We start from the raw sequence: 25578 nt of genomic DNA, 5'->3' as shown, positions 1-25578 counted from the left end.
GCTAGCCGGTCGGGGTTGGCCGCGTCCCCCCACCGGGCCGGCGCGTCGCGCCCGCCACGCCCGCCGTGCCGCCCCGCCGCCCGGGCGCGGGCGGTCGGGAGGGGGCGGTGACCGGGCCGCGGGGCAGGAAGCCGCGGGCGTCGGCGAGCAGCGCGGCGTAGCGGCGTACCGCCGGCTCGGTGCGGTGCGCGGCCAGCCGCCGCTCCAGCTCGACCAGCGGGGTCGCGGCCCGCGCCGACCCGGCGCGGACCGCGTCCAGCAGCGCGGCCCCGGCCACCGCGCAGGCCTGCTCCACCTCGCCGAGCTGGAGCAGGCCGCGGGCCAGCCAGCCGCCGTAGACCGCCGCCCGGCGGGGCCGGCCACCGCGCCGGGCGGCGCGCAGCAGCGGCAGGGCCGGCCGGGGTCGGCCGAGCGCGACCAGGGCGCGGCCCGTCATCGCCGCCAGCTCGGTGTCGTCGAGCCAGTAGAGCCAGGCCGGCTCGGCACCCGGCTCGACCGCGCCGGCCGTCCGCCGCGCCGCGTCCAGGGCCTGCCGGGCGGCCCGGGCCCGCCCGCCCAGCGCGGCCGCCAGCGCCGCCCGGTGCAGCAGCAGCGCCCGCAGCCCCGGACCGGCCGACCGCCGGGCCCCCGCGTACGCGGTGCGGGCCAGCAGCAGCGCGCCCTCCGGGTCGCCGGCCCCGGCCAGCAGATGGCTGGCCGACCCGAGCACGTGCCCGGCGAGCGCCGGGTCACCGGCCGCCGCGGCGGCCCGCAGGCCGAGCCGGTAGGCGTCGAGCCCGGCGGTGGGGTCGCCGGCGTCGGCGTGCAGCCACCCGGCGAGCTGGGCCGTCTCGGCCAGTACCGGCAGCAGCCGCCGCCGCTCGGCCGGACCCGCCCCGGCCAGCGCCCGGGCCGCCCGCCGCAGCCGGTACGCCGCGGCCGGGGCCAGGTCGGCGCCGCCGGTGAGGTCGTCGAGCCGGCGCAGCTCGGCCAGCTCGCCGGGGCCGGCCGGCCCGCCCGGGTCGGACCGGCCGGGTGCGCCCGCCGGGGCGGACCGGCCGGGTGCGCCCGCCGGGGCGGACCGGTGCGCCGCCGGCGCGACCAGCAGCGGAGCGTGCGGGTCGGCCACCCAGCGTTGGGCCAGTGCGAGCAGGGCCGACCGGGACCGGGACCCGCCCGCGCCCACCGGGCCGTGGTGCCGGCTGCGCCCGGCGGCCTCGACCAGCAGCCCGGCCGGCGCGTCGAGCACGAGGGCGAGCCGGCGCAGCCAGCGGTCGCCCGGCACCCGGGCCTGGCGCTCCCAGCGGGAGATCTCGTGCCGGGTCACGGTGGCCGCGCCGGAGGCGGCGCAGAGCTCGGTGGCGAGCCGCTGCTGGCTCCAGCCGCGGGCCAGCCGCAGCTGGGCGATCAGCGGCCCGAGCAGGCGCGGGTCGGGCGGGGTCATCGGTCCTCCGGTCGGGCGTCGGCGCGGCGACGCCGGCCGCCCCGCGGGACGGGACGGCGCGCCGTCGGTCGGTGCTGACCCCCGCGCGTGCCCCCGGGCGCCGGCCCCGACCGGCGCCACCCGCGCTGGCTCCTTCCTACCCCGGGGGTACGACGTCGCGTCGGACCCGCCGTGCGTCGCCGTACCGAGCGGCCCGCCGGCATTCGGAGACCGTCGTCGATGCCGCGATGGGAAGATCGTGGGTCGGCGGGCCGCCGCCCGCTAGAGTCGGGTCGTGGCGCTCGGTCTTCCCTCCGTCCTCCCCAATCCCCAGCCGGCGATCGGGGAGCTGATCCGTGAGCGCCAGCCGACCTTCTCCTTCGAGTTCTTCCCGCCCAAGACGTCCGAGGGCGAGCGGCTGCTCTGGCAGGCCATCCGGGAGCTGGAGTCGCTGCGTCCCTCGTTCGTGTCCATCACCTACGGCGCGGGCGGGTCGACCCGGGACACCACGGTGGCGGTGACCGAGCGGATCGCCACCGAGACCACTCTGCTGCCGATGGCCCACCTGACCGCGGTCAACCACTCGGTCGCCGAGCTGCGCAACGTCATCGGCCGGCTGGCCGGCGTCGGGGTGCGCAACGTGCTCGCCGTGCGCGGCGACCCGCCCGGCGACCCGGGCGGCGAGTGGGTCCGCCACCCCGAGGGCGTGCTCTACGCCGAGGAACTGGTCCGGCTGGTCCGCGACGCCGGGGACTTCAGCGTCGGCGTGGCCGCCTTCCCGTACAAGCACCCGCGCTCGACGGACGTGGCCAGCGACACCGCGCACTTCGTCCGCAAGTGCCGGGCCGGCGCCGAGTTCGCGATCACCCAGATGTTCTTCGACGCCGACGACTACCTGCGGCTGCGGGACCGGGTCGCCGCCGCCGGCTGCGACACCCCGATCCTGGCCGGCGTGATGCCGGTGACCCAGATCGGCACCATCGAGCGGTCCGTGCAGCTGTCCGGGGCGCCGTTCCCGCCCGCCCTCGCCGAGCGCTTCGAGCGGGTGGCCGACGACCCGGAGGCGGTGCGCCGGCTCGGCATCGAGCAGGCCAGCGAGATGTGCGCCAGGCTGCTGGACGAGGGGGTGCCGGGGATCCACTTCATCACCCTCAACCGGTCCACCGCGACGCGGGAGGTCTGGCGCAGTCTCCAGGCCGGCGCCCGGGTGTGAACGCGGGCACCCCGCCACCTGAACCACGCCACGACGGTTGACCGATGGTGGGCACACAGCTGAAGTGGGACGACTACGCCACCGCCTGGGCACGGTTGCACGGCGGTTTCGACCCGCGTGCCGCCGCGCCGGTGGTCCGGGCCTGGCTGCGCTTCGCCTACCACGTGGGATACATCCTGGGCCGGCTCCGGATCACCCCGACCGCGGTGACCGTCGCCGGCGTGCTGCTCTGCCTCTGCGTGCCGCTGTTCTCCGTACGGTCGGTCAACGGGCCGATCGTGGGCGCGCTGTTCGTGCTGCTCGCCTCGGTGGCGGACAGTGTCGACGGGGCGGTGGCGGTGGCCACCAACCGGACCACCCGCCTCGGCTACGTCTACGACTCGCTCGCCGACCGGCTCGGTGAGGTCGCCTGGCTGGCCGCGTTCTGGCTGGTCGGCGCGCCGGGAGCGCTGGTCGTCGCCGGCGGCGCGCTGTCCTGGCTGCACGAGTACGTGCGGGCCCGCGCGGTCGCCGCCGGGATGCGCGACATCGGCGCGGTGACCGTGGGGGAGCGCCCGACGCGGGTCTGCGTGGCCCTGGTGGGGCTGCTGCTGGCCGGCCTGACCGGCCTGATCGACCCGGACCTGGCCGCCGGCACCATCACCATGGCCACCGCGGTCTGGGTGCTGCTGGCCGGGTTCGGCCTGGGACAGCTGCTGTCGACCGTGCGCCGCGCCCTCGTCGACGCCGGCTGACGGCGGCCTACCAGGCCGGGCCGATCTCCTCGGCGACGATCTGCGCGGAGAGGGCCACCATCGGCAGGCCGCCGCCGGGGTGGCTGGAGCCGCCGACCAGCCAGAGCCCGTGGGCCGGGCCCCGGTTGGCCGGGCGCAGCAGCCCGCCCGCGGTGCCGTAGATCGTGCCGCCCGGCGCGCCGGTCGCCGCGTCCAGGTCGGCCGGGGTACGCACCTCCCGGAACACCAGCCGGTCCCGGACGTCGACGCCCCGCTCGGCGAGCACGTCGAGGATCCGGTCGGCGTACGCCTCGGCCAGCCCCGGCCGGCGCCAGTCCACCGCCCCCGCGGCGGTGCCGTGGCGGGCGGCGTTGACCAGCACGAACCACGACTCGTGCCCGTCCGGGCGGACCATCGGGTCGTCGGCGACGGTGACGAAGACGGTCGGGTCGACCGCCGGTCGCGCCCGTACGCCCCGCCCCGGGTCGCCGAAGACCGCGTCGAACTCGGCGTCGTGGTCGCGCGGGAAGAACACGTTGTGGTGGGCCAGCCCGGAGTCGCCGCGTACCCCGAGCAGCAGCACGAAGCCGGCCAGGCTGCGGTCGGTCAGCCCGGCCAGCCGGCGCGGGCTGGGCAGCAGGTCCCGGTAGAGGGTGAGCGCGTCGGTGTTGGCCACCACCACGTCGGCGGGGACGGGCGCGGCGGCGCCGGCGAGGCGTACCCCGTGCACCCGGCCGCCCGCGGCGTCGATCCGGGTGACCGTGGCACCGGTCTGCACGACCACGCCGAGGTCCAGGCAGCGCGACAGCAGCGCGTCGGCCAGGGTGCCCAGCCCGCCGCGCAGGTACCAGCCGCCGAAGGTCAGCTCGGCGTAGGGGACGGCGACCAGCGCGGCCGGGGCGCGGCGCGGGTCGGCGCCGGTGTAGGTGGCGTACCGGTCGAGCAGCATCCGCAGCCGCGGGTCGGACAGCTGCGACCGGCCCAGCCCGCGCAGGCTGCGGCCGGGACCGATGGCGGCCAGGTCGCCCAGCCGCCAGGCCAGCGCGGCGAGGTCGCGCGGCGAGCCGACGGCCCGGCGCAGGATGTCCCGGTGCGAGGCTTCCCAGACCCGGGCGGCCCGGCGCCACAGCCGTTGCCAGTCGGCGGCCGCCCGGTCGCCGAGGGCCGCGCCGATCCGGGCGGCGAACTCGGCCGGGTCGGCGCAGGAGTCCAGCGCCGGCCCGCCGCCGGGGAAGACGTGCCGCACGATCGGGTCCAGCGGCACCAGGTCGAGGTACTCGTCGAGCTTGGCCCCGGTGGCCCCGAACAGATCGTGGAAGACCTGGGGCAGGGTGAACAGGCTGGGGCCGGTGTCGAAGTGGAACGAGCCGGCCGGGGTGTGGTGCGCGTACCGGCCGAGCTTGCCGCCGACGGTGTCGGCGCTTTCGAAGACGGTGACCTCGTGCCCGGTGACGGCCAACCGGGCGGCGGCGGCCAGGCCGCCCACCCCGGCGCCGACGACCACGATCCGCGCCATGCCGCGTCCTCCTAGCTGACCGGGCGGCCCCGCCAGGACAGACGTCGCCGCTTCCGCAGATGGTACGACCGCAAAGTCAGCCAACCGAGGACCACGACCGACACGGGGTGTGCCAGCGCGTCGGGCCAGGCCCGCCCACCGGTGGCCCGGGCGCTGAGCACCCGCCCGGCGACCCCGAGCAGGTAGCCGCCGGTGGCGAGCGCGGCCGACAACGGCGCGCCGGCAACCAGAGCCGCGACGGCGACCAGCGGGGGAGCGGTGTAGAGCAGGAGCAGCAGAGCCACCACGACCGCCGCCGCGGCCGGGTGACCGAAGGAGGCCCAGAGCGACTTGGTGTAGCCGTCGCGCAACTGCGGCCAGTCCTCGTACATCCGGCAGGCGGCCAACCGGGAGCCGTCGGCGAGGGCGATCCGCCCGCCGGAACGCTTGACCGCCCGGGCCAGCTCGATGTCCTCCAGCACCTTGTCGGCCACCGCGGCGTGCCCGCCGGCCCGGTCGTAGCCGGCCCGGTCCACCACCAGGAACTGCCCGCCGGCGGCGGCCAGCGACGGCCGCGGCGAGCGTTCCATCGCGCGCAGCGGCAGGAAGGTCAGCCACAACCACTGCAACAGCGGCTGCACCAGCCGGTCGGCCGCCGTCCGCACCACGATCCGGGGGTACGGCGACAGCAGCGTCGCCCCGGCGGCGCGCAGCTCGGTGACCGCCGCCGCGACCGCGTACGGGGTGAGCACCACGTCGGCGTCGACGAACACCAGCGCGGTGGCGGTCGGATCGGCCCGGCCGGCGAGCTGGTGGCAGGCGTGCGGCTTGCCCAGCCAGCCCGGTGGCGTGGTGACCCCGGTGAGCAGGGTGACCCGGGGATCGTCGCCGGCCACGGCGCGGACCACGTCGGCGGTCCCGTCGGTGGACCCGTCGTCCAGCACCACGATCCGCAGCCGCGGCACCCCCCGCTGGGCGAGCAGCGACCGCAGGCAGGGCGTGAGCCGGGCCGCCTCGTCGCGCAGCGGCAGCAGCACCGCCACCGGCTCGGTGACCTCGACCGGCCCGCCGGCGGGGCGGCGCAGCCAGCGGCCCGCGTTGACCCCGGTGTGCGCGGTCAACGCGGCGAGCGCGAGGACCAGGGCGAGGACCGCCGCGCTCATGCGGTGGCGTCGACGCCGGGACGCGCCGGTCGGCGGGGTGCCCGCCGGTCGTCGCCGTGCCGGCCGGCGCGGACCAGCGTCACCGCCAGCGGCACCGCCGCCACCGCCATGCCGGCCGCGCCCCAGGCCGCCGAGGCGGGCAGGTCGAGGAAGACCGCGTGGGCCAGCACGCTGGAGAAGTACGTCCACAGGTAGAGCGCGAACATCGGGTCGTCCCGGGAGTCGGTGACCGCGACGGACGGCCCGGCCAGCGGGCGCAGCGCGCTCATCAGCAGCACCGCGAAGAGCAGCCAGCCCAGGTAGTTGCTGACCGGGATGCCGGGCAGCCCGGGCAGGGCCGGGTCGGCGTCGCGCCACACCCAGTAGCCCTCGGCCACCATCTGCGGGTCGAGGAAGAGGTCCCAGGCGGCCAGCCCGACGGCGGCCAGCGCGATCCGCCCGGGCCCGGACGAGGTCAGCCGGACGGCGGCCAGCCAGGCGGGCCACGCCATCCAGGTCCAGGCCAGCGGGATGATCAGCGGGACCCCGGCCAGCTTCGGACCGAGTTCGCCGGAGTAGTCGTAGCTGCCGAACGGAAAGCCGGTGGCGACCCCCAGGGCCTCGATTGCGAAGCCGCCGCCGGTGGCCACCGCGACCAGCGCCCCCGCCGTACGCGGGCCGCGGTGCAGCAGGGCGTGGCCGACCGCGAGCAGGTAGCCCAGCAGCACGGTGGCCACGGTCAGCCGGGCCCGGGTCGTGCCGGTGGTGAGCGGGTAGCAGATCTGGGCGAGGACGAGGACAGTCAGCAACGCCCAGGGGGCTCGCCGTCGGATCACGGCGCGGCCGGGCCGGACCGCACTGTGGCGGCCGGGTCGGCCACGGCCAGCGGCAGGTCCCGGCCGAGCACGCCGAAGGGCCGCTCGTCGCCGGGGAATTGGAAGTGCCGCAACACGTCGACGAAGCCGAACCGCCGGTACAGCCGCCAGGCGCGCGAGGTCTGCTCGTCGGCTTCAGGGGTGGACAGCAGGGTGGTGGCGCCCTCGGCGAGCGTGAGCAGGGCGGTCAACTGTCGGGTGCCCAGGCCGTGCCCCTGCGCCGGTGGCCGGACGTGCAGCTCCACCACCTCGAAGCAGTCGGTCAGCCAGCGCCGGCGGGCCTCCGGGTCCAGTGCCCGGTGCACCTGGTCGTGCCACCACTGCCCGGGCGCGCCCAGGTAGCCGTACCCGAAGCCGGCCAGCCGGCCGTCAGTGGTGAGGCTGGCGACGGCGCGGAAGCCGGGGCGGCGCACGTGGGTGGCGATGTAGCCGCGGCGGGCCTCCAGCAGGTCGGTGCGGTAGTTCATCGCCTCCCCGTAGACGGCGACCACGTCGTCCAGCCGCCGGACGAGATCGTCCGGCGTCCACCGCACCAACCTCATGCGTGTCCCTTCACCGTTGCCGCGTCGCCGTCGGCGACCCACCCCAGCACCGTCCGGTCGCCGACCACGTCGCGCACCTCGAACCGCGCGAAGAGCTCCTCCGCGTACCACCCCTCGGTGGGGGTGCGGCTGATCGCGGCGCGGTGCTCCGGGTGACGGTACGCGAACGCCACGAGGTCTGCGGGATCACGCCACACGCTGACCGTGCCCTGCCAGCCCAGCGGGGCCTCGCCGACGCCGAACCGGGCGAGCAGCCCGGGCGCGGCGTGCAGCGCGGCGGCCACCGGGGGGATCGCCGTCCAGAAGGTGGCCGCCCGGCGGGGCCGCAGCCGGGCCCGGGTGAGCGCCAGCACCGGTCCGCCGACCCGGCCGCCGGGCGGGTCGCCGAACGGGCGCCGGCCGGACCACTCGCCCCGGCTGCTCACCGGGCGCAGGTCGACCCGGACGGCGGCCCGGGCGATCCGGGCCCAGGCCCGGCCGACCGGGGAGGCGTCGAAGCCGTCGGCGGCGTCGGGGGAGTCCCAGACGATCAGCCCCGCCCACCGGGTCAGGTCGGCGTCGCCGGGCCCGAAGCCGGTGCCGGTCCCGGTGCCGAGCAGCTTGCCGAACCGTACGCCGGGGGTGGCGCGCAGCCGGCGCGGGTCGAGCGCCATCCGGGTGAGCGCCCGGGGCAGCGCGGCCCGGGAGATCCGCCACACGTGCAGGGTGACCAGCTCGGGAACCGTGTCGCCGGCAGTCGCCCCACCGGGCTCGCTCACGCCACCTCGGTCGGGGTGCCGGCGGTGATCCGCAGCAGGTCCGCGTACGTGCTGGGGAAGACCGCCTGGGGCACCCCGCCGGCCGCCCAGATCTCGGCGTACTCCTGCAGAGCGGTGTCGACCAGGGTGCGCAGCGGGCGCGGGTGGCCCACCGGGGCGACCCCGCCGATCACCTGGCCGGTGTGTTCCCGGACGAACTCCGGGGTGGCCCGGCGCAGCCGGGTGACCCCCAGCCGGGCGGCCAGCTCGGCGGTGTCCACCCGGTGCGCGCCGGAGGTCAGCACCAGCAGGGGCTCGCCGTCGGCCTCGAAGACCAGCGAGTTGGCGATGGCGCCGGCGTCGACGCCGAGCGCCGCGGCGGCCGCGGCCGCGGTGTGGACCGCCTCGGGCAGCAGACGGACCAGGCTGGGCGCGCCCGCGCTGTCACGCGCGCCCGCGCCGTCCAGGGCCGCCTGCACCGCCTGCACGTTCGGGTGTGGCTGCATGCCCCCATTCTTCCCGGTACGCCCCGGCCCGGTGGAGCCGGTTGGGTCCGGTCGGCGTGGCGGGTGCCGTGCGCGGCGGGCGGCACCCGGTGGAGCCGGCCGGTCCGGCCGGTCCGGCCGGTCCGGCCGATGTGGTGGGTGTCGGGGCGGCGGGCGACGACGACCCGGTCACCGTCACACGGCGTCACCCGGGCTTCCGGCAGGCCGCACCCCCCGTTCGTCCTTTGCTCTGCTGCCCCGGACGCGACAGGCACGCGGTGTCACTGTTGCGTCGGCGGCAGCAGAGCAAAGGGGGCGCGAGAGCTGGTGCCGCCCCTGGCGGTCTTCGGGCGCCCGCCCTGGTCAACGACGAGACGGGCCGGCGGGACGCCGGGCGGGTCGGTGCCACACCGGACGAAGCTGTCACGCACGGTAACGACGCCGGGGTCGAGGCCGATCGTGACCCACCGTGAGTCCCTATCGCCCCGGCCAGCCGATCGCGCGTGCCGGCCCCGCCCCGGCCAGCCGGCGGTGGTGGTGGTGCCACCCTGCCGGCGGCGTCGACCACCAGCGTCTCGTGCCCGTCCAGGGTGGCCAGCCGGTCCCGCGCGTCCGCGCCCCGGACGAGCGCGGCGGTGGCGTACCCGCCGGGCGCCACACGTTGCGTTTTCGTCGGAGGGAGGGTGTACTGTCAGAGCAGTTAGAACGAGTGTTCGATTGAGTCGTACGCCCGTTCCAACACCCGGGAGCGGTGTTTCGCGGCTCCGGCTTCCGGGAGAGGTGCGGTTTCGCGGACCGCACCGGGTTCCGGGCAGTCGCGAGCCCGGTCCCGTCAAGGCAGGATCGTCGTCCGCCGCCCACGACCCCCGGGCGGCGGACGACGAACCCGCCGGTTCGCCGGCCGGGTGTGGTGTGGGGAAGCGTCCACACCCGGCCGGCCCCCATCCGGTGCGTCTTCCTCCGCACCACCCGCTCCGGGCGCCCGCCGACGGATCCTTCCGCCGCGCGCCGCGCCCGCCCCGGTCACGCGGAGGAGACAGTCATGCCGACCAACCCGGCCCAGGCACCGACGGTGCCCGCGCACGTGCTGCCGCACCGCACCCCGGCCCAGCTCCTCGCGGTGGCCCGGATCGGGCTCAGCGAGGCCGCCCAGACCCGCCCCGACGGGCTGCGCTACGCCGCCGCCCACCTCGCCGCGCTGCGCGCGGCCGCGGCCCTGCTCGCCGCCCGCGCCCGCCCCGCGCCCGCCCGCCGCCACCGGATCACCAGCGTCTGGGTCCTGCTCTCCACGGTCGCCCCCGAGCTCGACGAGTGGTCCGCCTACTTCGCCGCCGGCGCCGGCAAGCGGGCCGCCGCCGAGGCGGGGATACCCCGCGTGGTGAGCGCCCGGGAGGCCGACGACCTGCTCCGGGCCGCCGAGCAGTTCGTCTCGGTGGTGGAGACCGCCCTCGGCCTGGCCCACCAACCGACCCTCGACGGCCTCGCCGCCTGACCCGGCACCCGCCCGGGTTCCCCCGCCGGGCACATCCGGCGTCCATCCGACAGCGACACCTGATCCAGCAGAAACACGACGGGGGGTTGGTCCCATGGCGGGCCGCATGGTGGTCGGTTCCGCCGCACTGGCCGATCTGGTGCGCCCGGCGAGCGCGCCGGATCCGGCCGGCGGCCACCGGGTGCTCCCGGTGGCGCCCGAGCTGACCGGCCTGCTGCCCAACCGCGGGCTGCGCCGGGGCAGCACGATCGCGGTCTCCGCCGGCCAACCCCGACGCAGCGGCGGCACCTCCCTGGTCCTGGCGCTGCTCGCCGAGGCGTCCCGGGCCGGCTCCTGGTGCGCGGTGGTCGGGGTGCCGACCTTCGGGGCCGGCGCGGCCGCCGAGATCGGGATCGCGCTGGACCGGCTCGCCCTGGTGCCCGACCCCGGCCCGGAGTGGCCCACCGTCGTGGCGGCGCTGATCGACGGGGTCGACGTGGTGGTGACCGCCGTGCCGCAGACCGTCTCCGTCTCGGTCGCCAACCGGCTCGCCGCCCGGGCCCGGCAGCGCGGCAGCGTGCTCGTCCCGTACGGCCGGTGGGACGGCGCGGACGTCACCCTCCAGGTGGTCCGCGGGGTCTGGGAGGGGCTGGGGTCGGGCCGGGGCCGGCTGCGCCGCCGCGAGGTGACCGTGTCGGCGCGCGGGCGCGGGGCGGCCGCCCGGCCCAAGGAGATCAAGGTCTGGCTGCCCGGCGACGGGCTCACCCGGGTCATCCCCCGGCCGGCGGTCGCGGACGGCGTCGGCCGCCCCCGGCGTGGCGCGCTCACCGTGGTCGGGTCCGCGTGACCGGCACGCCGGTGCGCACCCTGCTGCTCTGGTGTCCGGACTGGCCGGTCATCGCCGCCGAGATCGTCGACGGGGTGCCCGCCACCGGCCCGGTCGCCGTGCTGCACGCCAACCGGGTGGTGGCCTGCTCCGAGCAGGCCCGCGCCGAGGGGGTGCGGCGGGGCCTGCGCCGGCGAGAGGCGCAGGGGCGCTGCCCGCAGCTGACCGTCGTCGACCACGACCCGGGGCGGGACGCCCGCGCCTTCGAACCGGTGGTCGCCGCCGTCGAGGAGGTCGTCGCCGGCGTCGAGGTGGTACGCCCCGGTGCCTGCGCGGTGGCCGCCCGGGGTCCCAGCCGCTACCTCGGCGGCGAGGAGGCGGCCGCCGAACGGATCGTCGAGCAGGTGGCCCAGGCCTGCGCGGTGGAGAGTCAGGTCGGCATCGCCGACGGGGTCTTCGCCGCCGGGCTGGCCGCGCGCGCCGGCCGGGTCGTACCGCCGGGCGGGACGCCGGAGTTCCTGACCGGGTTGCCGGTCGAGGCGCTCGGCCGTCCCGCGCTGGCCGACCTGCTGCGCCGGCTCGGCGTGCGTACCCTCGGCGACTTCGCGGCGCTGCCCGCCGGCGACGTGCTGGCCCGGTTCGGCCTCGACGGGGCGCTGGCCCACCGGCTCGCCGCCGGGCGGGACGACCGCCCGCTGGCCGTCCGGCAGCCCCCGGTCGACCTGGCGGTGACCGCCGACCACGACGAGCCGCTCGACCGGGTCGACGCGGCCGCCTTCGCCGCCCGCGCGCTCGCCGAGCGGCTGCACGACCGGCTCGCCGCGCACGGGCTGGCCTGCACCCGGCTCGGCATCGAGGCGGTCACCGCGCACGGCCAGGAGCTGCACCGGGTCTGGCGGCACGACGGCCTGCTCACCGCCGCGGCCATCGCCGACCGGGTCCGTTGGCAGCTCGACGGCTGGCTTTCCGGCAGCACCGGCCGGGCCGGCGCCCGCCCGGCCCGGCCGACCGCCGGGATCGTCCGGCTGCGGCTGGTCCCCGACGGGGTGCTGGCCCAGGCGGGGCTGCAACCCGGCCTGTGGGGGGAGACCGGCGAGGAGCGGGAGCGGGCGCATCGGGCGTTGAGCCGGGTGCAGGGCATCCTCGGCCCGGAGTCGGTGGTCACCGCCGTGCTCGGCGGCGGTCGTTCCCCGGCCGACCAGACCCACCTGGTCCCCTGGGGCGACGAACGGCTCCCCGCCCGCCCCGGCCCACCCCCGCTGCCCGGCGAGCCGGCCCTCGGCACCGACCGGGCCGCCGGTGGGGGTCGGGCCACGGGCACCGGCCGGGTCGCCGGTGGCTCTGCCGGTGGCGCTGGCGGCGGCGCTGCCGGTGGCGCTGGCGGCGGTCTGGCCGGCGGGGGGAGCGCCGTCCCGCCGTGGCCGGGCCGGCTGCCGCCGCCCGCACCGGCCGTGGTGCTGCCCACCCCGCTCGCCGCGACCGTGCACGACGCCGCCGGCGAGCCGGTCGTGGTCAGCGCGCGCCTGGCGGTGAGCGCCGCGCCGGCCCGGCTGGCCGTCGGCACGGCCCGACCGGTCGAGATCGTCGGCTGGGCCGGCCCGTGGCCCGTGGACGAGCGCTGGTGGGCGCCGGCCGAGGCCCGGCGCCTGGCCCGGTTCCAGGTCTGCCTGGCCGACGGCGCCGCCCTGCTGCTGGCGGTGGAGGCCGGCCAGTGGCTGGTGGAGGCGATCTATGACTGAGCCGGTCCCGTCCGGTCCGGGGCGGTTCCCTTGCGGAGCTGGCGCGCCCGACCGGTCGGTCCGCTCCGGGTCGGGGGCGGCTGCCCCGGTGGAGCCGGCCGTCGGGACCCGGTCGCCCGCGGGGGCGGCCGGATGAGCTTCCACAACCCCAAGCTGCCCTGGTCAGAGCTGGAGCGGGTGCTCTCCGGGCGACCCGACGGCGGGTCGGGCGGCGGCGGGAGGCCGCGGGGTGGCCGGTCGCGCGAGGAGCGGCACCTGCACGTGGTCGACCCGCTCGCGGTCGACGCCGACGGCGGCGACGCCCCGGCCTGGAGCCGCAAGCGCCAGCAGTACGAGGCGCCCGAGCTGCCCCACCCGGACGGCACGGTGCCCTACGCCGAGCTGCACGCGCACACCAACTTCAGCTTCCTCGACGGCGCCAGCCATCCCGAGGAGTTGGCCGAGGAGGCCGCCCGGCTGGGGCTCACCGCGCTCGCCGTCACCGACCACGACGGCTTCTACGGCGTGGTCCGCTTCGCCGAGGCGGCCCGTGCGCTGCACCTGCCGACGATCTTCGGCGCCGAACTCTCCCTCGGGCTGCCGGGCCCGCAGAACGGCGAGCCCGACCCGCACGGCGCCCACCTGCTGGTGCTCGCCCACGGCCACGAGGGGTACGCCCGGCTGGCCACCACCATCGCCCGCGCCCAGCTGCGCGGCGGGGAGAAGGGCCGCCCGGTCTACGGCGAGCTGGAGGAGGCCGCCGCCGAGCTGCGCGACCACGTGCTGGTGCTGACCGGCTGCCGCAAGGGGCACGTGCCGGGCGCGCTGCTCACCGAGGGCGTCGACGCGGCGGCCCGCGAGCTGGACCGGCTCACCGCCCTCTTCGGCGCCGAGACGGTGGCGGTGGAGCTGACCGACCACGGCCACCCGGTCGACGCCGACCGCAACGACGCCCTCGCCGAGCTGGCCGCCGCCGCCGGGCTGCCCACGGTGGCCACCAACAACGTGCACTACGCGACCCCGGCCCGGCGCCGGCTCGCCACCACCCTGGCCGCCGTCCGGGCCCGGCGCAGCCTGGACGAGATCGACGGCTGGCTGCCCGCCGCCGCCACCGCCCACCTGCGCAGCGGCGCGGAGATGGCGGCGCGGTTCGCCGCGTACCCGGGCTCGGTGGCCCGGGCCGCGGAGTTCGGTGCCGAACTCGCCTTCGACCTCCAGCTCGTCGCGCCGCAGCTGCCGGCGTACCCGGTGCCGCCGGGGCACACCGAGATGAGCTGGCTGCGCCACCTGACGATGCAGGGCGCCCGGGAACGCTACGGCCCGCCCGAGGCGCACCCGGAGGCGTACGGGCAACTGGAGCACGAGCTGAAGATGATCGAGGAGCTGGGCTTCCCCGGCTACTTCCTGGTGGTCTACGACATCGTCACGTTCTGCCGTGAGCAGGACATCTACTGCCAGGGTCGGGGCTCGGCGGCGAACTCGGCGGTCTGCTACGCGCTGCGGATCACCAACGTGGACGCGGTCCGGCACCGGCTGCTCTTCGAGCGCTTCCTCGCCCCGGAACGCGACGGCCCGCCCGACATCGACGTGGACATCGAGTCCGACCGCCGGGAGGAGGTGATCCAGCACGTCTACACCCGGTACGGCCGGGAGCACACCGCGCAGGTCGCCAACGTCATCTCGTACCGGCCCCGCTCGGCGGTGCGGGACGTGGCCAAGGCGTTCGGCTTCTCACCCGGCCAGCAGGACGCCTGGAGCAAGCAGATCGACCGGTGGGGCTCGGTGGCGTCGGTCGACGTCGAGGACATCCCCGAGCAGGTGGTCGCGTACGCCAACGAGCTGCAGACCTTCCCCCGGCACCTGGGCATCCACTCCGGCGGCATGGTGATCTGCGACCGGCCGGTGATCGAGGTGTGCCCGGTGGAGTGGGGCCGGATGCCCGGCCGCAGCGTGCTCCAGTGGGACAAGGACGACTGCGCCGCCGTCGGCCTGGTCAAGTTCGACCTGCTCGGCCTGGGCATGCTCTCCGCGCTGCACTACGGCTACGACATGATCGGGATGACCCTCGACCTGGGCGACATGACGCTGGACGACCCCGAGGTCTACGACATGCTCTGCCGGGCCGACTCGGTCGGGGTGTTCCAGGTGGAGAGCCGCGCCCAGATGGCCACCCTGCCCCGGCTCAAGCCCCGCGAGTTCTACGACCTGGTGGTCGAGGTGGCGCTGATCCGGCCCGGCCCGATCCAGGGCGGCTCGGTGCACCCGTACATCCGGCGCAAGAACGGCCAGGAGCCGGTGACCTTCGCGCACCCGCTGATGCGCAACGCGCTGGAGAAGACCCTCGGCGTGCCGCTGTTCCAGGAGCAGCTCATGCAGCTCGCGATCGACCTGGCCGGCTTCGACGCGGCCGGGGCCGACCAGCTGCGCCGGGCGATGGGGTCCAAGCGCTCGGTGGAGCGGATGGCGCAGATCGCCGACCAGCTCTACGCCGGGATGGCCGAGCGGGGCATCACCGGCGAGCTGGCCGACGACGTCTACCGCAAGCTCACCGCCTTCGCCAGCTACGGCTTCCCGGAGAGCCACGCGATGAGCTTCGCCTACCTGGTCTACGCCAGCTCCTGGCTCAAGCGCTACCACCCGGGGCCGTTCCTGGCCGCGCTGCTCAACGCCCAGCCGATGGGCTTCTACTCGCCGCAGACCCTGGTCGACGACGCCCGCCGGCACGGCGTGGAGGTACGCCGGCCGGACATCAACGCCAGCGGGGCCAAGGCGGTGCTGGAGTCGACGCCGGAGACTCGGTGGGGGAGCCAGCCGGGGGAGCCGCCGCACGCCTGGGGGCTGGGCGGTCCGGCGGTCCGGCTCGGGCTCGGCAGCGTGCGTACCCTCGGCGAGGACGTGGCCGAGCGGATCGAGGCGGAGCGGGCGGCGCACGGGCCGTACCGGGACATGCCGGATCTGTCCCGGCGGGTCGGGCTCACCGCCGCGCAGCTGGAGGCGCTGGCCACCGCGGACGCCTTCGCCTGCTTCGGGCTGACCCGGCGGCAGGCGCTCTGGGCCGCCGGCGCGGCGGCCCAGGACCGGCCGGGGCGGCTGCCCGGCACGGTGACCGGGACGGCCGCGCCCACCCTGCCCGGGATGGAGGCGGTGGACCGGCTGGTCGCCGACGTCTGGGCGACCGGGCTGTCCCCGGAGAGCCACCCGGCCCGGTTCATCCGCGACCGGCTCGACGCCCTCGGCGCGGTGCCGATCGCCCGGCTCGGCCGGGTGGAGCCGGGCCGGCGGATCCGGGTCGGCGGGATCGTCACCCACCGGCAGCGGCCGGCGACCGCCGGCGGGGTCACCTTCCTCAACCTGGAGGACGAGACGGGGATGCTCAATGTCACTTGCTCCCCGGGGCTGTGGCAGCGCTACCGTCGGATCGCCCGCACCAGCGCGGCGTTGGTGGTGCGAGGCCGGTTGCAGCGGCACGAGGGAGTCACCAGCCTCACCGCGGACCGGCTGGACGCCATCGAGCCACCGGTCACCCCGGCGTCCCGGGATTTCCGCTGATTCCAGTGATCCACATTACGGTTTCCTCGGACGCCAGGCGGGAGACTTCCGGCACGTGCGGGCAGAGTGGCCCGCTCGCGGCAAGGGGGAAGACGCGATGACGTCGAACAGCATGCACACCGGCGGCGTGGCGAACGCCCGGCGCACCCGGCTCGCGGCCGGATGGGCGCCGGCGCAGGACGTGGAGACGCGCGAGTACCAGGTGCACGACGGCCCGGTGGCCAACGCGAACCGGTCCCGCGCGGAGGAGGACCCCGCCGCCGGCGGCGAGTCCTGACCAGCGCGGTACCGCCTGCGGGGGGTCCGGTGGCGCGGGTGACTAGGCTCAACCGGGTGGAGCAGACCACCCGAGGCCGGTTCACCGGGCCGCCGTTGACCCCCCGTACCGCTGTCATCTGGTCGGTCCTCGCCGCCGAGCTGGACCGACGTGCCGGCGCCGAGCTGACCGTGCTCGACGTCGGCGGTGGGACCGGCGGCTTCGCCGTCCCGCTCGCCCAGGCCGGGCACCGGGTCACCGTCGTCGACGCCAGCCCCGACGCGCTCGCCGCGCTGACCCGCCGGGCCGCCGAGGCCGGGGTCGCGGCCCGGGTACGCGCCGTGCAGGGCGACGGCGACGCCCTGGCCGGGCTGGTCGAACCGGCCAGCGCCGACCTGGTGCTCTGCCACTCCGTGCTGGAGGTGGTCGACGACCCGACGCCGGTGGTCAGCGCGCTGGCCGCCGCGCTGCGACCGGGGGGCGCGGCCAGCGTGCTGGTCGCCGGCCGGGCCGCCGCCGTGCTGGCCCGGGCGATGAACGGCCACCTGGACGTCGCCGCCGCGCTCGCCGCCGCCCCGGACGGCTCCGCCGGGCCGCGCGACACCCTGCGCCGGCGCTTCGACGCCGACGGCGCCGCCACGCTGCTGCGCGCCGCCGGGCTCACCGTCGAGGAGATCCACGGGGTACGCGTCCTCGCCGACCTGCTCCCCGCCGCCGTGGCCGACGGCCAGCCGGGCAGCCTGGTCGAGCTGGAACGGGCCCTCGCCGCCCGGTCGCCGTACCGGGACCTCGCCGCCCAGCTGCACCTGTTCGCCCGCCGGCCGGCATGACCCCCGCCGCACCGCCCGATCCGCTGGACGTCGTGGCGCCCCGCTACGGCGGCGGCAGCCTCGCCGACGTGGTGCCCAGCGCGCTGGCGGTGCTCGGCGTACCCGGCGCGGTCGACCTGCTCGGGCTCACTCCCCGGCTGGCCGGGGTGCGGCGGATCGCCGTGCTCCTGGTCGACGGGCTCGGCTGGTACCAGATCCCGACGGCCGCGCCGTACGCACCGACCCTGGCCGGGCTCGCCGCCACCGTCGGTCGGACGCTGACCTCGGGTTTTCCCTCCACCACCCCGACCAGCCTGGTGAGCTTCGGCGCGGGCGTCGCGCCCGGGCCGCACGGCGTGCTCGGCTTCACCGTCCGGGTGCCCGGTACCGACCGGGTGCTCAACCACATCGAGTGGGCCGGTGACCCGGAGCCGCTGACCTGGCAGCCGGTCCGTACCCAGTGGGAGCGGGCCCGGGCGGCCGGTGTCGCGGTGACCGTGGTCAGCCGCCCGGAGTTCGCCGGCAGCGGGTTGACCCTGGCCGCCAACCGGGGCGGCGACTACCGGGGCGCCGTCGGGGTGGACGCCCTGGCGGCGACGATGCTCGCCGCGCTCGCCGCCGGCCCCGGGCCGACCCTGGTCTCCGGCTACCACCCCGACCTGGACCGGCACGGGCACCTCACCGGCGTCGACTCCGCGCCCTGGCGGATCGCCGCCGCCGAGGTGGACGCGCTGCTCGCCCGGCTCGTCGACGGGCTGCCGCCGGACGCCGCGCTGCTGGTCACCGCCGACCACGGGCAGCTCGACGTGCCCGCCGCGCACCGCTTCGACCTGGACACCGACTCCCGGCTGCGGGCCGGGGTGCGGGTCGTCGCCGGAGAGCCGCGGGTGCGCTACCTGCACGTCGAGCCGGGCGCCGTCGGCGACGTGGTGGCCGCCTGGTCGGCGGTGCTCGGCCCGGCCGCCCGGGTGGAGACCCGGGCGGAGGCGGTGGCCGCCGGGCGGTTCGGCCCGGTGCCGGAGGAGCACCTGCGACGCGTCGGCGACGTCGTGGTGACCTGCCACGGCACGTACGCCGTGCTGGCCAGCCGCTCCGAGCCGCCGGCGGTGTCCCGGCTGGTGGCGTACCACGGGGCGGACACGGCGGCGGAGCTGATCATCCCGCTGCTGGTGGTGCGGGGCTGACCGGTCGGGCTGTCGTACCGGCGGGCTAACCTGCGGGAATGGGTCGGAGCCAGTCGTTGCCGCGTGGCGGTGACCCGCGCTTCGGGCCGGACGCCGACGACTCCGGCAGCCCCATCCTGCACGTCGACATGGACGCCTTCTTCGCCTCGGTGGAGGTGCGTCGCCGCCCCGAGCTGCGCGGCCGGCCCGTGGTGGTCGGTGGCGTCGGACCACGCGGCGTGGTCAGCTCCGCCAGCTACGAGGCCCGGCGGTACGGCGTCCGCAGCGCCATGCCCACCATGCGCGCCCGGGCGCTCTGCCCGCACGCGGTCTACCTCCCGCCCGACTTCGCGCAGTACACGGCCGCCTCCCGCGCGGTCATGCAGATCTTCCGGGACGTCACCCCGCTGGTCGAGCCGCTCTCCCTGGACGAGGCGTTCCTCGACGTGGCCGGCGCCCGGCGACTGTTCGGGCCGCCGGCCGAGATCGCCCGCCGGATCCGCGAACGGGTGGCGGCCGAGCAGCAGCTGACCTGTTCGGTCGGGGTGGCCCCGACCAAGTTCGTGGCCAAGCTCGGCTCCACCCGGGCCAAGCCGGACGGCCTGCTCGTGGTGCCGGCCGACCGGGTGCTGGAGTTCCTGCACCCGCTGCCGGTCGGCGCGCTCTGGGGGGTGGGGGAGCGCTCCGCCGAGACGCTGCGCCGGCTGGGCCTGAACACCATCGGCGACCTGGCCGAGGCGCCGTACGGCATGCTCCGCAAGGCGGTCGGCGAGGCGTCCGCCAGCCACCTGCACGAGTTGGCCTCGGGGCGCGACCCGCGCACGGTCAGCCCCGAGCACGTGGAGAAGTCGATCGGCGCCGAGACGACCTTCGACGCCGACGTCGCCGACCCGGTGGAGATCCGCCGCACCCTGCTCGCCCTCAGCGACAAGGTCGGCGCCCGGCTGCGCCGGGCCGGGCAGGTCGGCCGGACGGTCTCGCTCAAGGTACGGCTGGCCGACTTCCGCACGGTCAACCGGTCCCGCACCCTCGACGTGTCCACCGACACCGCCCGGGAGATCTTCGACACCGCCTGGGCGCTCTACACCGTTCTCGACCCCGCCGAGCGCGTCCGACTGGTCGGCGTCCGGGTGGAGGGGCTGGCCGGGGTGACGGAGACGCCACAGCAGCTGACCCTCGGCGCGCCCGAGCGCGGCTGGCGGGAGGCGGAAGCTGCCGCCGACGCCGCGGCTGCCCGTTTCGGGCGGTCCGTCATAGGTCCGGCCAGTCTGCTCGGCAAGCGTGATACCCGTCGAGGCGAAAATCCGACCCGGCCGTAGGTCGTCCCGCTTTCCGACGCGCGAGCCCCCTCGTAGACTTGACGGCAAGCAGCCGGTTGGCTGCCACGGTCTGTCGGCCCGAGCGGGCCGACCAACGTGACCGGGGAGGAGTGCCGTGCCGCTCTCGGAGCACGAGCAGCGGCTGTTCGAGCAGATCGAGCGGTCGCTTGCCGAGGACCCCAAATTCGCCTCGGCCGTGCGCGCCAGCGACCCGCGTTTCCACGCGCGGCGTCGCCTGCTCGTCGCTGCCGGCGTGGTCGTCGTCGGCCTGGCCCTGTTGGTCTACGGCGCGGTGATCAAGACTCCGCCGCTGGCAGTGGCGGGCTTCGTCGTCATGCTGGCCGCGCTGGGCTACGCGGTGCAGTCGCATCGCCGGTCGCAGTCACCCGACCTGCACGTGGTGGGTGGCACGACGAGTCGCCGTCGTCCGCGCGGGCGCGCGGGTGGTCGACGGCCGTCGCTGCTGGACCGCATGGAGGACCGGTGGCGGCAGCGTCCGGAGGGACATCGCTGAACGCTCACCGCCCCTGAGGCGGGTGGGCGTCGCCACGACGGTGGGTGCCGGACGGGTCCGGCCACCTCCGTCGTTTCCGCACGTCCGACCCCGCTCCGAGCCCCGGCCCCGGCCTCGATCAGGTTGCCGGAGCCAAGCCACCGTCGTCGGTCGTGACCGACTCGGTGTCGGCGCCGTGGCGGGGTCCGAAGGCCCGGAATGCCGCCCATGTCGACGACATGGCGCGGCGCCGCAGACGCAATGTCCAGCGCCCGAGGTTGGCGGCGCGGCATCACCCGGGCACGCCGAGCTGTCCTCACGCACTTTCAGAGAAGGCGTGGCTATTCGGCGAAGAATAGCCACGCCTTCTCTGAAAGTGCTCGGGGCCGGGGCGGCCCCGAGCACGTGGCCGGGTGCGGGCCGGGTCAGGCCCGGCGGGTGGCGCGGTCGGCGAGCAGCCGGCGCGGGTTCCAGCGCAGCAACCGTGAGCGGGTCCGCCCGCCGCTGGCCACCAGCCGGGAGGACGAGTCCGCCACCGCCAGCCGCCAGCGCAGCAGCACCGACGGCGGCAGCACGGTCGCCAGGAACCGGGTGCGCCGGTCCGACCGGGCGGCGAGGGCGCCCCGGACCGCCGTCAACGCCGGGTGCAACGGCTCGCCGGTGAGCGGGTCGCGGGCGTAACGGGCCCGCTCCTCCGCCCGGCCGAGCAGCCGTACCGCCGCCGCGGACGCGGTGTCGTCGGCGACGGCCTCGCGGGCCAGCCGCTCGGCGGTGGCCCTGGGCGTCTCGGTGCGGTCTACGCGTACCCGGTAGTCGACCAGCGTGTCCAGCAGCTCGTCCCAGGCCGCGTGCGCGTCGGCGCGGGCCCGGTCGTGGTCCGCGCCCAGCACGACCATGCCGGGCGCGTCGGCGGCCGCCCCGCCCGCCCCGTCCGGGCCGCCGGCGCCGGCGACGGCGGCGACCGCCCGGACCGGCCGGCCGTGGCGGCGACGCCGCAGCGCCATCCGCCGCAGGGCCGGCAGGCAGAGCAGGGCGATCAGCGCCAGCACGGCACCCGCCGTCCACCACGGCCAGCTCGGCGCGCGCCGGGTCGGGGCGCCGCCGGCCGCGTCGAAGCCGGCGTCGGTGTCCCGGTCGGCGGCGTCCTCCCGGTCCGGCCCGGCCGTGGCGGCCGGGTCCTCCGGGGAGGCGCCCGGCGCGCTGGTCTCCGACGGCTCCGGGTCCGGGGCGTCGCTGTCCGGGGCCCAGGCCGAGCGGTTCGCGCCCTGCACCGCGTACGCCGGGGTCGCGTCGAACGGGACCCAGCCCAGCTGGTCGAAGTAGACCTCCGTCCAGGCGTGCAGGTTGCGGTTGGTGAGCACGTACGCGTCTTCGCCGGCGCTGGTGCCGTTGGTGAAGCCGAACGCCACCCGGGCCGGGATGCCGGCGGAGCGCACCAGCCAGGCCATCGCCGCCGCGTACTGCTGGCAGTAGCCGACCTTGCTGGTGAGGAAGTCGACGATCTCCTCGCCGCTGGTGCCACCCTTGGTGCTCAGCGAGTAGCTGAAGCCGTTCTCCCGGGAGAAGTAGTCGTAGATCGCCCGGACCTTGTCGTAGTCGTTCCGCTTCCCCTCGACCAGCCGGGACACCAGCAGGTCGACCTGCTGCACCGCCGGCCGCCGGGTCTGCTGGACGGCGATCGGGTGCTCGGCGGGCAGAGAGCGGGCCCGGCGCAGCGCCGACGGGGTGAACGTCGAGCGGACGTACTCGAACGAGTAGCGCTTGCCCCGGGAGTTGTCCTGGTTGGAGAAGACCACCCCGAGGTTCGAGTCGTAGAGCCAGTTGCGGCTGAGCCCGTCGACGTTGACCGGGTCGGCGTACACCGGCACGAACGGCATCTCCAGGTTGCGGGTGACCTCGACCGTGGCCCGGTACCGCTGCTGCTCGGCGCCCTGGCGGGCCGGTGGGGCGGGCAGGTCCCGGTCCACCCGCCGGCCGTTGGGCGGGCGCACCCGGAAGCCGTCCGGCCGCAGCTCGTCGGCGACGCCGAAGCGCAGGTAGAACGGGCTCGGCTCGGTGGTGGTCACCTTGACCATCTCGGCCACCTCGCTCTGGTTGAGCTGGCCGCTGAGCGCGGCGAACAGGTCGATCCGGCCGGGGCTGCCGCCCTGGCCGGGCCGCCCGTTGCCGGTGCCGTTGCCGGTCGAGTTGACCTGGTCGAGCAGCCCACCGGTCATCCCGGGCACGGCCAGCGGGAGCACCACGGCCAGCGCCACGCCCACCACCGCCAGCCGGCGGCCGGCCGCGGCCAGCGGGGAGGACTCCCAGACGTCGACGTCACGTCCCTCGCCGGTGAACCGGCGGCCGAACCGGCGTACCCGGTCGACGTTGTCGGTGACCAGCAGCCACAGGTAGCCGGAGGCGCCGACCACGAACGGCAGCGCGGGCACGCTGTCCACGTAGACCGCCACCGGCACCGAGTAGATGGCCAGCATCGGCAGGCCGGCCAGCGCCGGACGGCGCAGCCCCACCGCGAGCACGTCCACCATGATCGCCACCGAGCCCACCCCGAGCACGGTGATGAACAGCAGCGGGGTGGTGTCCGGCACCTCGACGCCGTACGAGCGCATGTCTTGCAACGAGCCCTGCAACAGCTCGCCGAAGTGGGCCAGGGTGGCCGGCGTGGGCAGGAACGCGACCAGCTCGGTGCCGCCCGGGAAGAGCCAGGTCAGGGCGAGCAGCAGGCCGGCCAGCATGCCCAGCACCTGGCCCCACAGGGGAGCCCGGACCAGTCGGGTCAGCGCGGCCACCCCGGCGACCACGGCCACCGCGATGGCGGCTTCGATCAGCCAGGTCCAGCGCTGGAAGATCGAAGACAGCGGCGCCGCGGCGAGCAGAGTCGCCGCGGCGGCCACGAAGCCGAGGTTCCGGGACGCGATCACGACGTCACCCTTTCCGTCATCGGACGCCGCCGGCGACCGTCTCGGCGAGCGCCGCGCGCAACGCGAAGCCCTGCGAGCCCCGGGCGGCCTGCGGCCAGAGCGCCGGCAGCCGGCCGCCGTGGTCCACCCCGATCACCCGCCAGCCGCCCTGGAGCAGGGCGAGCGCGGCCGCGCCGTGTGCCCGTTCCGACTCGGCGCGGGCCTTCTCCGGCAGGTTGAGCCAGGTGGAGCTGTCCAACAGGAAGGCGACGCAGGTCGCCCCGTTGCCGCGCAGCCCGGCCAGCAGCTCGGCCTCGGCGGTGCTCACCGCACCGAGCAGGGCGATGATCAGGCCGCCGTCGGAGCGCTGCCGGACTCGCTGCACCAGGGTGGCGACCTCGCCGCGCTGGTCGAGGCGGACGTCCGCCAGGTGGTCCAGGAGCAGGCCGTCCCCGGCGCCCTCGGTGGCGTCCACGTCCGCACCGGAGCCGGTGACCAGCCGCAGCTTGTAACCGGACTGGCGCAGGTGCACCGCGATGCTCGCGGCGGCGGAGACCGCCCACTCGAAGCTGGCGGTCGGGCCGTCGCCGCGGTGGCCGAACGCCCGGGTGTCCAGCACGACGGTGGCCCGGCTCTCCCAGGGCTGCTCCTCGCGGCGCACCATCAGCTCGCCGGTGCGGGCGGTCGACTTCCAGTGCACCCGGCGCAGGTCGTCGCCGACCCGGTACTCCCGGGTGGCGGCGTCGTCCTCGCCGTGCACGGCCACCGACCGGGCCCGGCTGTCGCCGCTGCCGGCGTACTCGCCGGGGAGGCGGACCGTCGGCAGCGGGGTGACCTGGGGGATCACGGTCAGGTGGTCGGTGCTGGGGAAGGCCCGGGTCAGCTCGCAGAGCCCGAACGGGTCGGTCAGCCGGACCACCAGCGGGCCCACCTCGTACCGGCCGCGCACGTCGGCGCGGACCGTGTACGCGACCGAGCTGGCCTGGTGCGCGCCGAGCCGCTCCAGCACCACCCGGGGCCGGCTGCCCAGCGCGTACGGCAGCCGGTCCTCCAGCAGCAGGGTGCCGGTGGGCAGGCGGGACATGTTCTGCAGGCGCAGCACCACCCGGGAGCTGGCCCCGACCGGCACCCGGTGCGGCTCCAGCGACCGGTTGCAGGCCAGCTTGTAGCGGCTGCGCCCGACGTAGAGCGCGGCGAGCAGCGGCAGGACGGCGAGCAGCACGGCCACCCGCAGCAGGTCCTTCTCGCCGAGGATGCCGGCGGAGACCGCCGCCGCGACCGCGGCCGCCAGGAACGAGCGGCCGCGGGTGGTCAGGCCGCGCAGCCCGTCGCGCACCTCACGGCCTCCGCGGCTCGTACGGCCCGCGGCCGTTGCCCGCGGCGGGCCGCGGCGTGTCGTACGGGGTGCGCTTGCGCTCCTGCGGCAGCGCCAGCCGGTGCACCAGCTCCGAGACGATCGCGTCGGTGGTGCGCCGGGCCAGCTGGGCGTCGGCGGTCGGGATGATCCGGTGCGCCAGCACCGGCACCGCCAGCGCCTGCAGGTCGTCGGGGAGCACGTAGTCGCGACCCTCCAGCGCGGCGACCGCGCGGGCGGTGCGCAGCAGCTGGAGCGTGGCCCGGGGGGAGGCGCCGAGGCGCAGGTCGGGGGCCTCGCGGGTGGCGGTGACCAGGTCCACCGCGTACTGCTTGACCGCGTCCGCGACGTGCACCTGCCGGACCGTGGCGATCAGCTGGCGCACCGTCGCGGCGTCGGAGACCGGGCGCAGCTCCTGCAGCGGGTCGGTGGCGCCGTGGCCGTCCAGCATGGCCAGCTCGGCGCCGGGGTCCGGGTAGCCCATGGCGATCCGGGCGGTGAACCGGTCGCGCTGCGCCTCCGGCAGGGGGTACGTCCCCTCCATCTCGATCGGGTTCTGGGTGGCGATCACCATGAACGGCGTCTGGAGCTGGTAGGTGACCCCGTCGACGGTGACCTGCCGCTCCTCCATGCACTCGAGCAGCGCGGACTGGGTCTTCGGCGAGGCCCGGTTGATCTCGTCGCCGACCACCAGGTTGGCGAAGACGGCGCCCGGACGGAACTCGAAGTCGTGCGTCTCCTGGTTGTAGACGCTGACCCCGGTGACGTCGCTGGGCAGCAGGTCGGGGGTGAACTGGATGCGCCGGACCGAGCAGTCGATCGAGCGGGCGAGGGCCTTGGCCAGCTTGGTCTTGCCGACGCCCGGCACGTCCTCGATCAGGAGGTGTCCCTCGGCGAGCAGGACGGCCAGGGCGAGGCGCACAGTCGCGGTCTTGCCTTCGATGACCTGCTCGATGTTGGCCACGATGGCTTCGCTGGCGGCGCGGAACTGGTCGTGCGGCAGCAGGCCGCCCACCTCGTCCCAGGTCTGTTGTGTCACGGGCCTCCTCCTCGTCGCCGGAACGGCAGCTCTGTATAGAGCACCTGGACCCGCCGTTGGGTTCGCGACGCCGAGCC

The 25578-nt window shown here is 76.6% G+C and carries 20 protein-coding genes and 2 pseudogenes; 12 read left to right on the top strand and 10 right to left on the bottom strand.

All coding sequences use genetic code 11. The features are described 5' to 3' along the window. Position 1: 1 nt before the first annotated feature. Positions 2-1423 carry a helix-turn-helix domain-containing protein gene (locus ACTMTB_RS12720; protein WP_441145252.1) on the bottom strand — a complete coding sequence of 474 codons (1422 nt, stop codon included), beginning with the start codon at positions 1421-1423 and terminating at the stop codon, positions 2-4. A gap of 274 nt (positions 1424-1697) precedes the next feature. Between ACTMTB_RS12720 and metF the strand changes: the two genes are divergently transcribed. Together metF and ACTMTB_RS12710 are read left to right on the top strand one after the other, a co-directional pair. Further along, on the top strand, positions 1698-2615 hold the full coding sequence (gene metF / locus ACTMTB_RS12715) for a methylenetetrahydrofolate reductase [NAD(P)H] (protein ID WP_441145250.1): 918 nt from the start codon (positions 1698-1700) through the stop codon (positions 2613-2615). Positions 2616-2659: 44 nt separating this feature from the next. Beyond that, positions 2660-3349: a CDP-alcohol phosphatidyltransferase family protein gene (locus tag ACTMTB_RS12710; RefSeq protein WP_441145248.1), complete on the top strand. Its 690-nt coding sequence runs from the start codon at positions 2660-2662 to the stop codon at positions 3347-3349. A gap of 7 nt (positions 3350-3356) precedes the next feature. On the opposite strand, the gene ACTMTB_RS12705 is transcribed toward ACTMTB_RS12710, so the two are convergent. Genes ACTMTB_RS12705 through ACTMTB_RS12680 form a run of 6 tightly spaced genes read right to left on the bottom strand, consistent with a single transcriptional unit; the run spans position 3357 to position 8625 of the window. Continuing rightward, positions 3357-4844, bottom strand: coding sequence for a phytoene desaturase family protein (locus ACTMTB_RS12705; RefSeq protein ID WP_441145246.1), 1488 nt, complete (start codon positions 4842-4844; stop codon positions 3357-3359). 11 nt (positions 4845-4855) lie between these two features. Continuing rightward, entirely contained in the window at positions 4856-5986 is a 1131-nt protein-coding gene (locus tag ACTMTB_RS12700; RefSeq protein ID WP_441145244.1) for a glycosyltransferase, read from the bottom strand. Further along, on the bottom strand, positions 5983-6798 hold the full coding sequence (locus ACTMTB_RS12695) for a carotenoid biosynthesis protein (protein WP_441145905.1): 816 nt from the start codon (positions 6796-6798) through the stop codon (positions 5983-5985). The genes ACTMTB_RS12700 and ACTMTB_RS12695 overlap by 4 nt, the downstream gene beginning before the upstream one ends. Then, the gene (locus ACTMTB_RS12690) at positions 6798-7382 is read right to left on the bottom strand and encodes a GNAT family N-acetyltransferase (protein WP_441145242.1); all 585 of its coding nucleotides are present in this window, start codon (positions 7380-7382) and stop codon (positions 6798-6800) included. The genes ACTMTB_RS12695 and ACTMTB_RS12690 overlap by 1 nt, the downstream gene beginning before the upstream one ends. Continuing rightward, positions 7379-8140 carry a monooxygenase gene (locus ACTMTB_RS12685; protein ID WP_441145240.1) on the bottom strand — a complete coding sequence of 254 codons (762 nt, stop codon included), beginning with the start codon at positions 8138-8140 and terminating at the stop codon, positions 7379-7381. The genes ACTMTB_RS12690 and ACTMTB_RS12685 overlap by 4 nt, the downstream gene beginning before the upstream one ends. Beyond that, on the bottom strand, positions 8137-8625 hold the full coding sequence (locus ACTMTB_RS12680) for a YbaK/EbsC family protein (RefSeq protein WP_357913360.1): 489 nt from the start codon (positions 8623-8625) through the stop codon (positions 8137-8139). Before ACTMTB_RS12680 ends, ACTMTB_RS12685 begins: the two co-directional genes overlap by 4 nt. A 1021-nt stretch (positions 8626-9646) precedes the next feature. Between ACTMTB_RS12680 and ACTMTB_RS12675 the strand changes: the two genes are divergently transcribed. The 10 genes and pseudogenes from ACTMTB_RS12675 (at position 9647) to ACTMTB_RS12630 (ending at position 20229) form a co-directional block, all read left to right on the top strand. After that, positions 9647-10096 carry an SAV_6107 family HEPN domain-containing protein gene (locus ACTMTB_RS12675; RefSeq protein WP_088961099.1) on the top strand — a complete coding sequence of 150 codons (450 nt, stop codon included), beginning with the start codon at positions 9647-9649 and terminating at the stop codon, positions 10094-10096. Positions 10097-10190: 94 nt separating this feature from the next. After that, the gene (locus tag ACTMTB_RS12670) at positions 10191-10922 is read left to right on the top strand and encodes a hypothetical protein (protein WP_441145237.1); all 732 of its coding nucleotides are present in this window, start codon (positions 10191-10193) and stop codon (positions 10920-10922) included. Then, positions 10919-12175 (top strand): annotated as a pseudogene (locus tag ACTMTB_RS12665) (DNA polymerase Y family protein); the annotation flags it as partial. The gene ACTMTB_RS12670 and the pseudogene ACTMTB_RS12665, both read left to right, overlap by 4 nt. A gap of 132 nt (positions 12176-12307) precedes the next feature. After that, positions 12308-12640: pseudogene (locus ACTMTB_RS12660) on the top strand (DNA polymerase Y family protein); the annotation flags it as partial. Between the two features lie 132 nt (positions 12641-12772). Further along, positions 12773-16168: an error-prone DNA polymerase gene (locus tag ACTMTB_RS12655; RefSeq protein WP_441145235.1), complete on the top strand. Its 3396-nt coding sequence runs from the start codon at positions 12773-12775 to the stop codon at positions 16166-16168. A gap of 97 nt (positions 16169-16265) precedes the next feature. Next, a complete protein-coding gene (locus ACTMTB_RS12650; RefSeq protein ID WP_088961103.1) occupies positions 16266-16445 on the top strand; it encodes a hypothetical protein in 180 nt (59 codons plus the stop codon). Positions 16446-16483: 38 nt separating this feature from the next. Beyond that, positions 16484-17254 (top strand): methyltransferase domain-containing protein, encoded by a 771-nt coding sequence (locus ACTMTB_RS12645; RefSeq protein WP_441145233.1) that lies wholly within the window; start codon positions 16484-16486, stop codon positions 17252-17254. Further along, positions 17251-18417, top strand: a complete 1167-nt coding sequence (locus ACTMTB_RS12640; protein ID WP_441145231.1) for an alkaline phosphatase family protein — start codon at positions 17251-17253, stop codon at positions 18415-18417. The genes ACTMTB_RS12645 and ACTMTB_RS12640 overlap by 4 nt, the downstream gene beginning before the upstream one ends. Positions 18418-18455: 38 nt before the next feature. Continuing rightward, on the top strand, positions 18456-19715 hold the full coding sequence (locus tag ACTMTB_RS12635; RefSeq protein ID WP_441145229.1) for a DNA polymerase IV: 1260 nt from the start codon (positions 18456-18458) through the stop codon (positions 19713-19715). 115 nt (positions 19716-19830) lie between these two features. Further along, positions 19831-20229, top strand: a complete 399-nt coding sequence (locus ACTMTB_RS12630; protein WP_088961106.1) for a DUF3040 domain-containing protein — start codon at positions 19831-19833, stop codon at positions 20227-20229. 404 nt (positions 20230-20633) lie between these two features. On the opposite strand, the gene ACTMTB_RS12625 is transcribed toward ACTMTB_RS12630, so the two are convergent. From ACTMTB_RS12625 to ACTMTB_RS12615, 3 genes are read right to left on the bottom strand one after another with little or no spacing between them, the layout of a single operon-like run. Further along, the gene (locus ACTMTB_RS12625) at positions 20634-23129 is read right to left on the bottom strand and encodes a transglutaminaseTgpA domain-containing protein (protein ID WP_441145226.1); all 2496 of its coding nucleotides are present in this window, start codon (positions 23127-23129) and stop codon (positions 20634-20636) included. 16 nt (positions 23130-23145) lie between these two features. Then, the gene (locus ACTMTB_RS12620) at positions 23146-24444 is read right to left on the bottom strand and encodes a DUF58 domain-containing protein (protein ID WP_441145224.1); all 1299 of its coding nucleotides are present in this window, start codon (positions 24442-24444) and stop codon (positions 23146-23148) included. 1 nt (position 24445) lies between these two features. Then, complete coding sequence (locus ACTMTB_RS12615; RefSeq protein ID WP_088961109.1) at positions 24446-25501, bottom strand: AAA family ATPase; 1056 nt, start codon at positions 25499-25501, stop codon at positions 24446-24448. Positions 25502-25578 lie beyond the last annotated feature (77 nt).

The organism is Micromonospora sp. L32 (genome assembly GCF_052068055.1).
Classification (GTDB): domain Bacteria; phylum Actinomycetota; class Actinomycetes; order Mycobacteriales; family Micromonosporaceae; genus Micromonospora; species Micromonospora purpureochromogenes.
This window is presented reverse-complemented; position numbering and strand designations above follow the sequence as displayed.

Excerpts from the sequence above, each read along its gene's own strand:
- ACTMTB_RS12720 (WP_441145252.1), bottom strand. The coding sequence starts at position 1,423 with ATGACCCCGCCCGACCCGCGCCTGCTCGGGCCGCTGATCGCCCAGCTG.
- ACTMTB_RS12710 (WP_441145248.1), top strand. The coding sequence starts at position 2,660 with ATGGTGGGCACACAGCTGAAGTGGGACGACTACGCCACCGCCTGGGCA.
- ACTMTB_RS12705 (WP_441145246.1), bottom strand. The coding sequence starts at position 4,844 with ATGGCGCGGATCGTGGTCGTCGGCGCCGGGGTGGGCGGCCTGGCCGCC.
- ACTMTB_RS12700 (WP_441145244.1), bottom strand. The coding sequence starts at position 5,986 with ATGAGCGCGGCGGTCCTCGCCCTGGTCCTCGCGCTCGCCGCGTTGACC.
- ACTMTB_RS12690 (WP_441145242.1), bottom strand. The coding sequence starts at position 7,382 with ATGAGGTTGGTGCGGTGGACGCCGGACGATCTCGTCCGGCGGCTGGAC.
- ACTMTB_RS12680 (WP_357913360.1), bottom strand. The coding sequence starts at position 8,625 with ATGCAGCCACACCCGAACGTGCAGGCGGTGCAGGCGGCCCTGGACGGC.
- ACTMTB_RS12675 (WP_088961099.1), top strand. The coding sequence starts at position 9,647 with ATGCCGACCAACCCGGCCCAGGCACCGACGGTGCCCGCGCACGTGCTG.
- ACTMTB_RS12670 (WP_441145237.1), top strand. The coding sequence starts at position 10,191 with ATGGCGGGCCGCATGGTGGTCGGTTCCGCCGCACTGGCCGATCTGGTG.
- ACTMTB_RS12655 (WP_441145235.1), top strand. The coding sequence starts at position 12,773 with ATGAGCTTCCACAACCCCAAGCTGCCCTGGTCAGAGCTGGAGCGGGTG.
- ACTMTB_RS12650 (WP_088961103.1), top strand. The coding sequence starts at position 16,266 with ATGACGTCGAACAGCATGCACACCGGCGGCGTGGCGAACGCCCGGCGC.
- ACTMTB_RS12640 (WP_441145231.1), top strand. The coding sequence starts at position 17,251 with ATGACCCCCGCCGCACCGCCCGATCCGCTGGACGTCGTGGCGCCCCGC.
- ACTMTB_RS12635 (WP_441145229.1), top strand. The coding sequence starts at position 18,456 with ATGGGTCGGAGCCAGTCGTTGCCGCGTGGCGGTGACCCGCGCTTCGGG.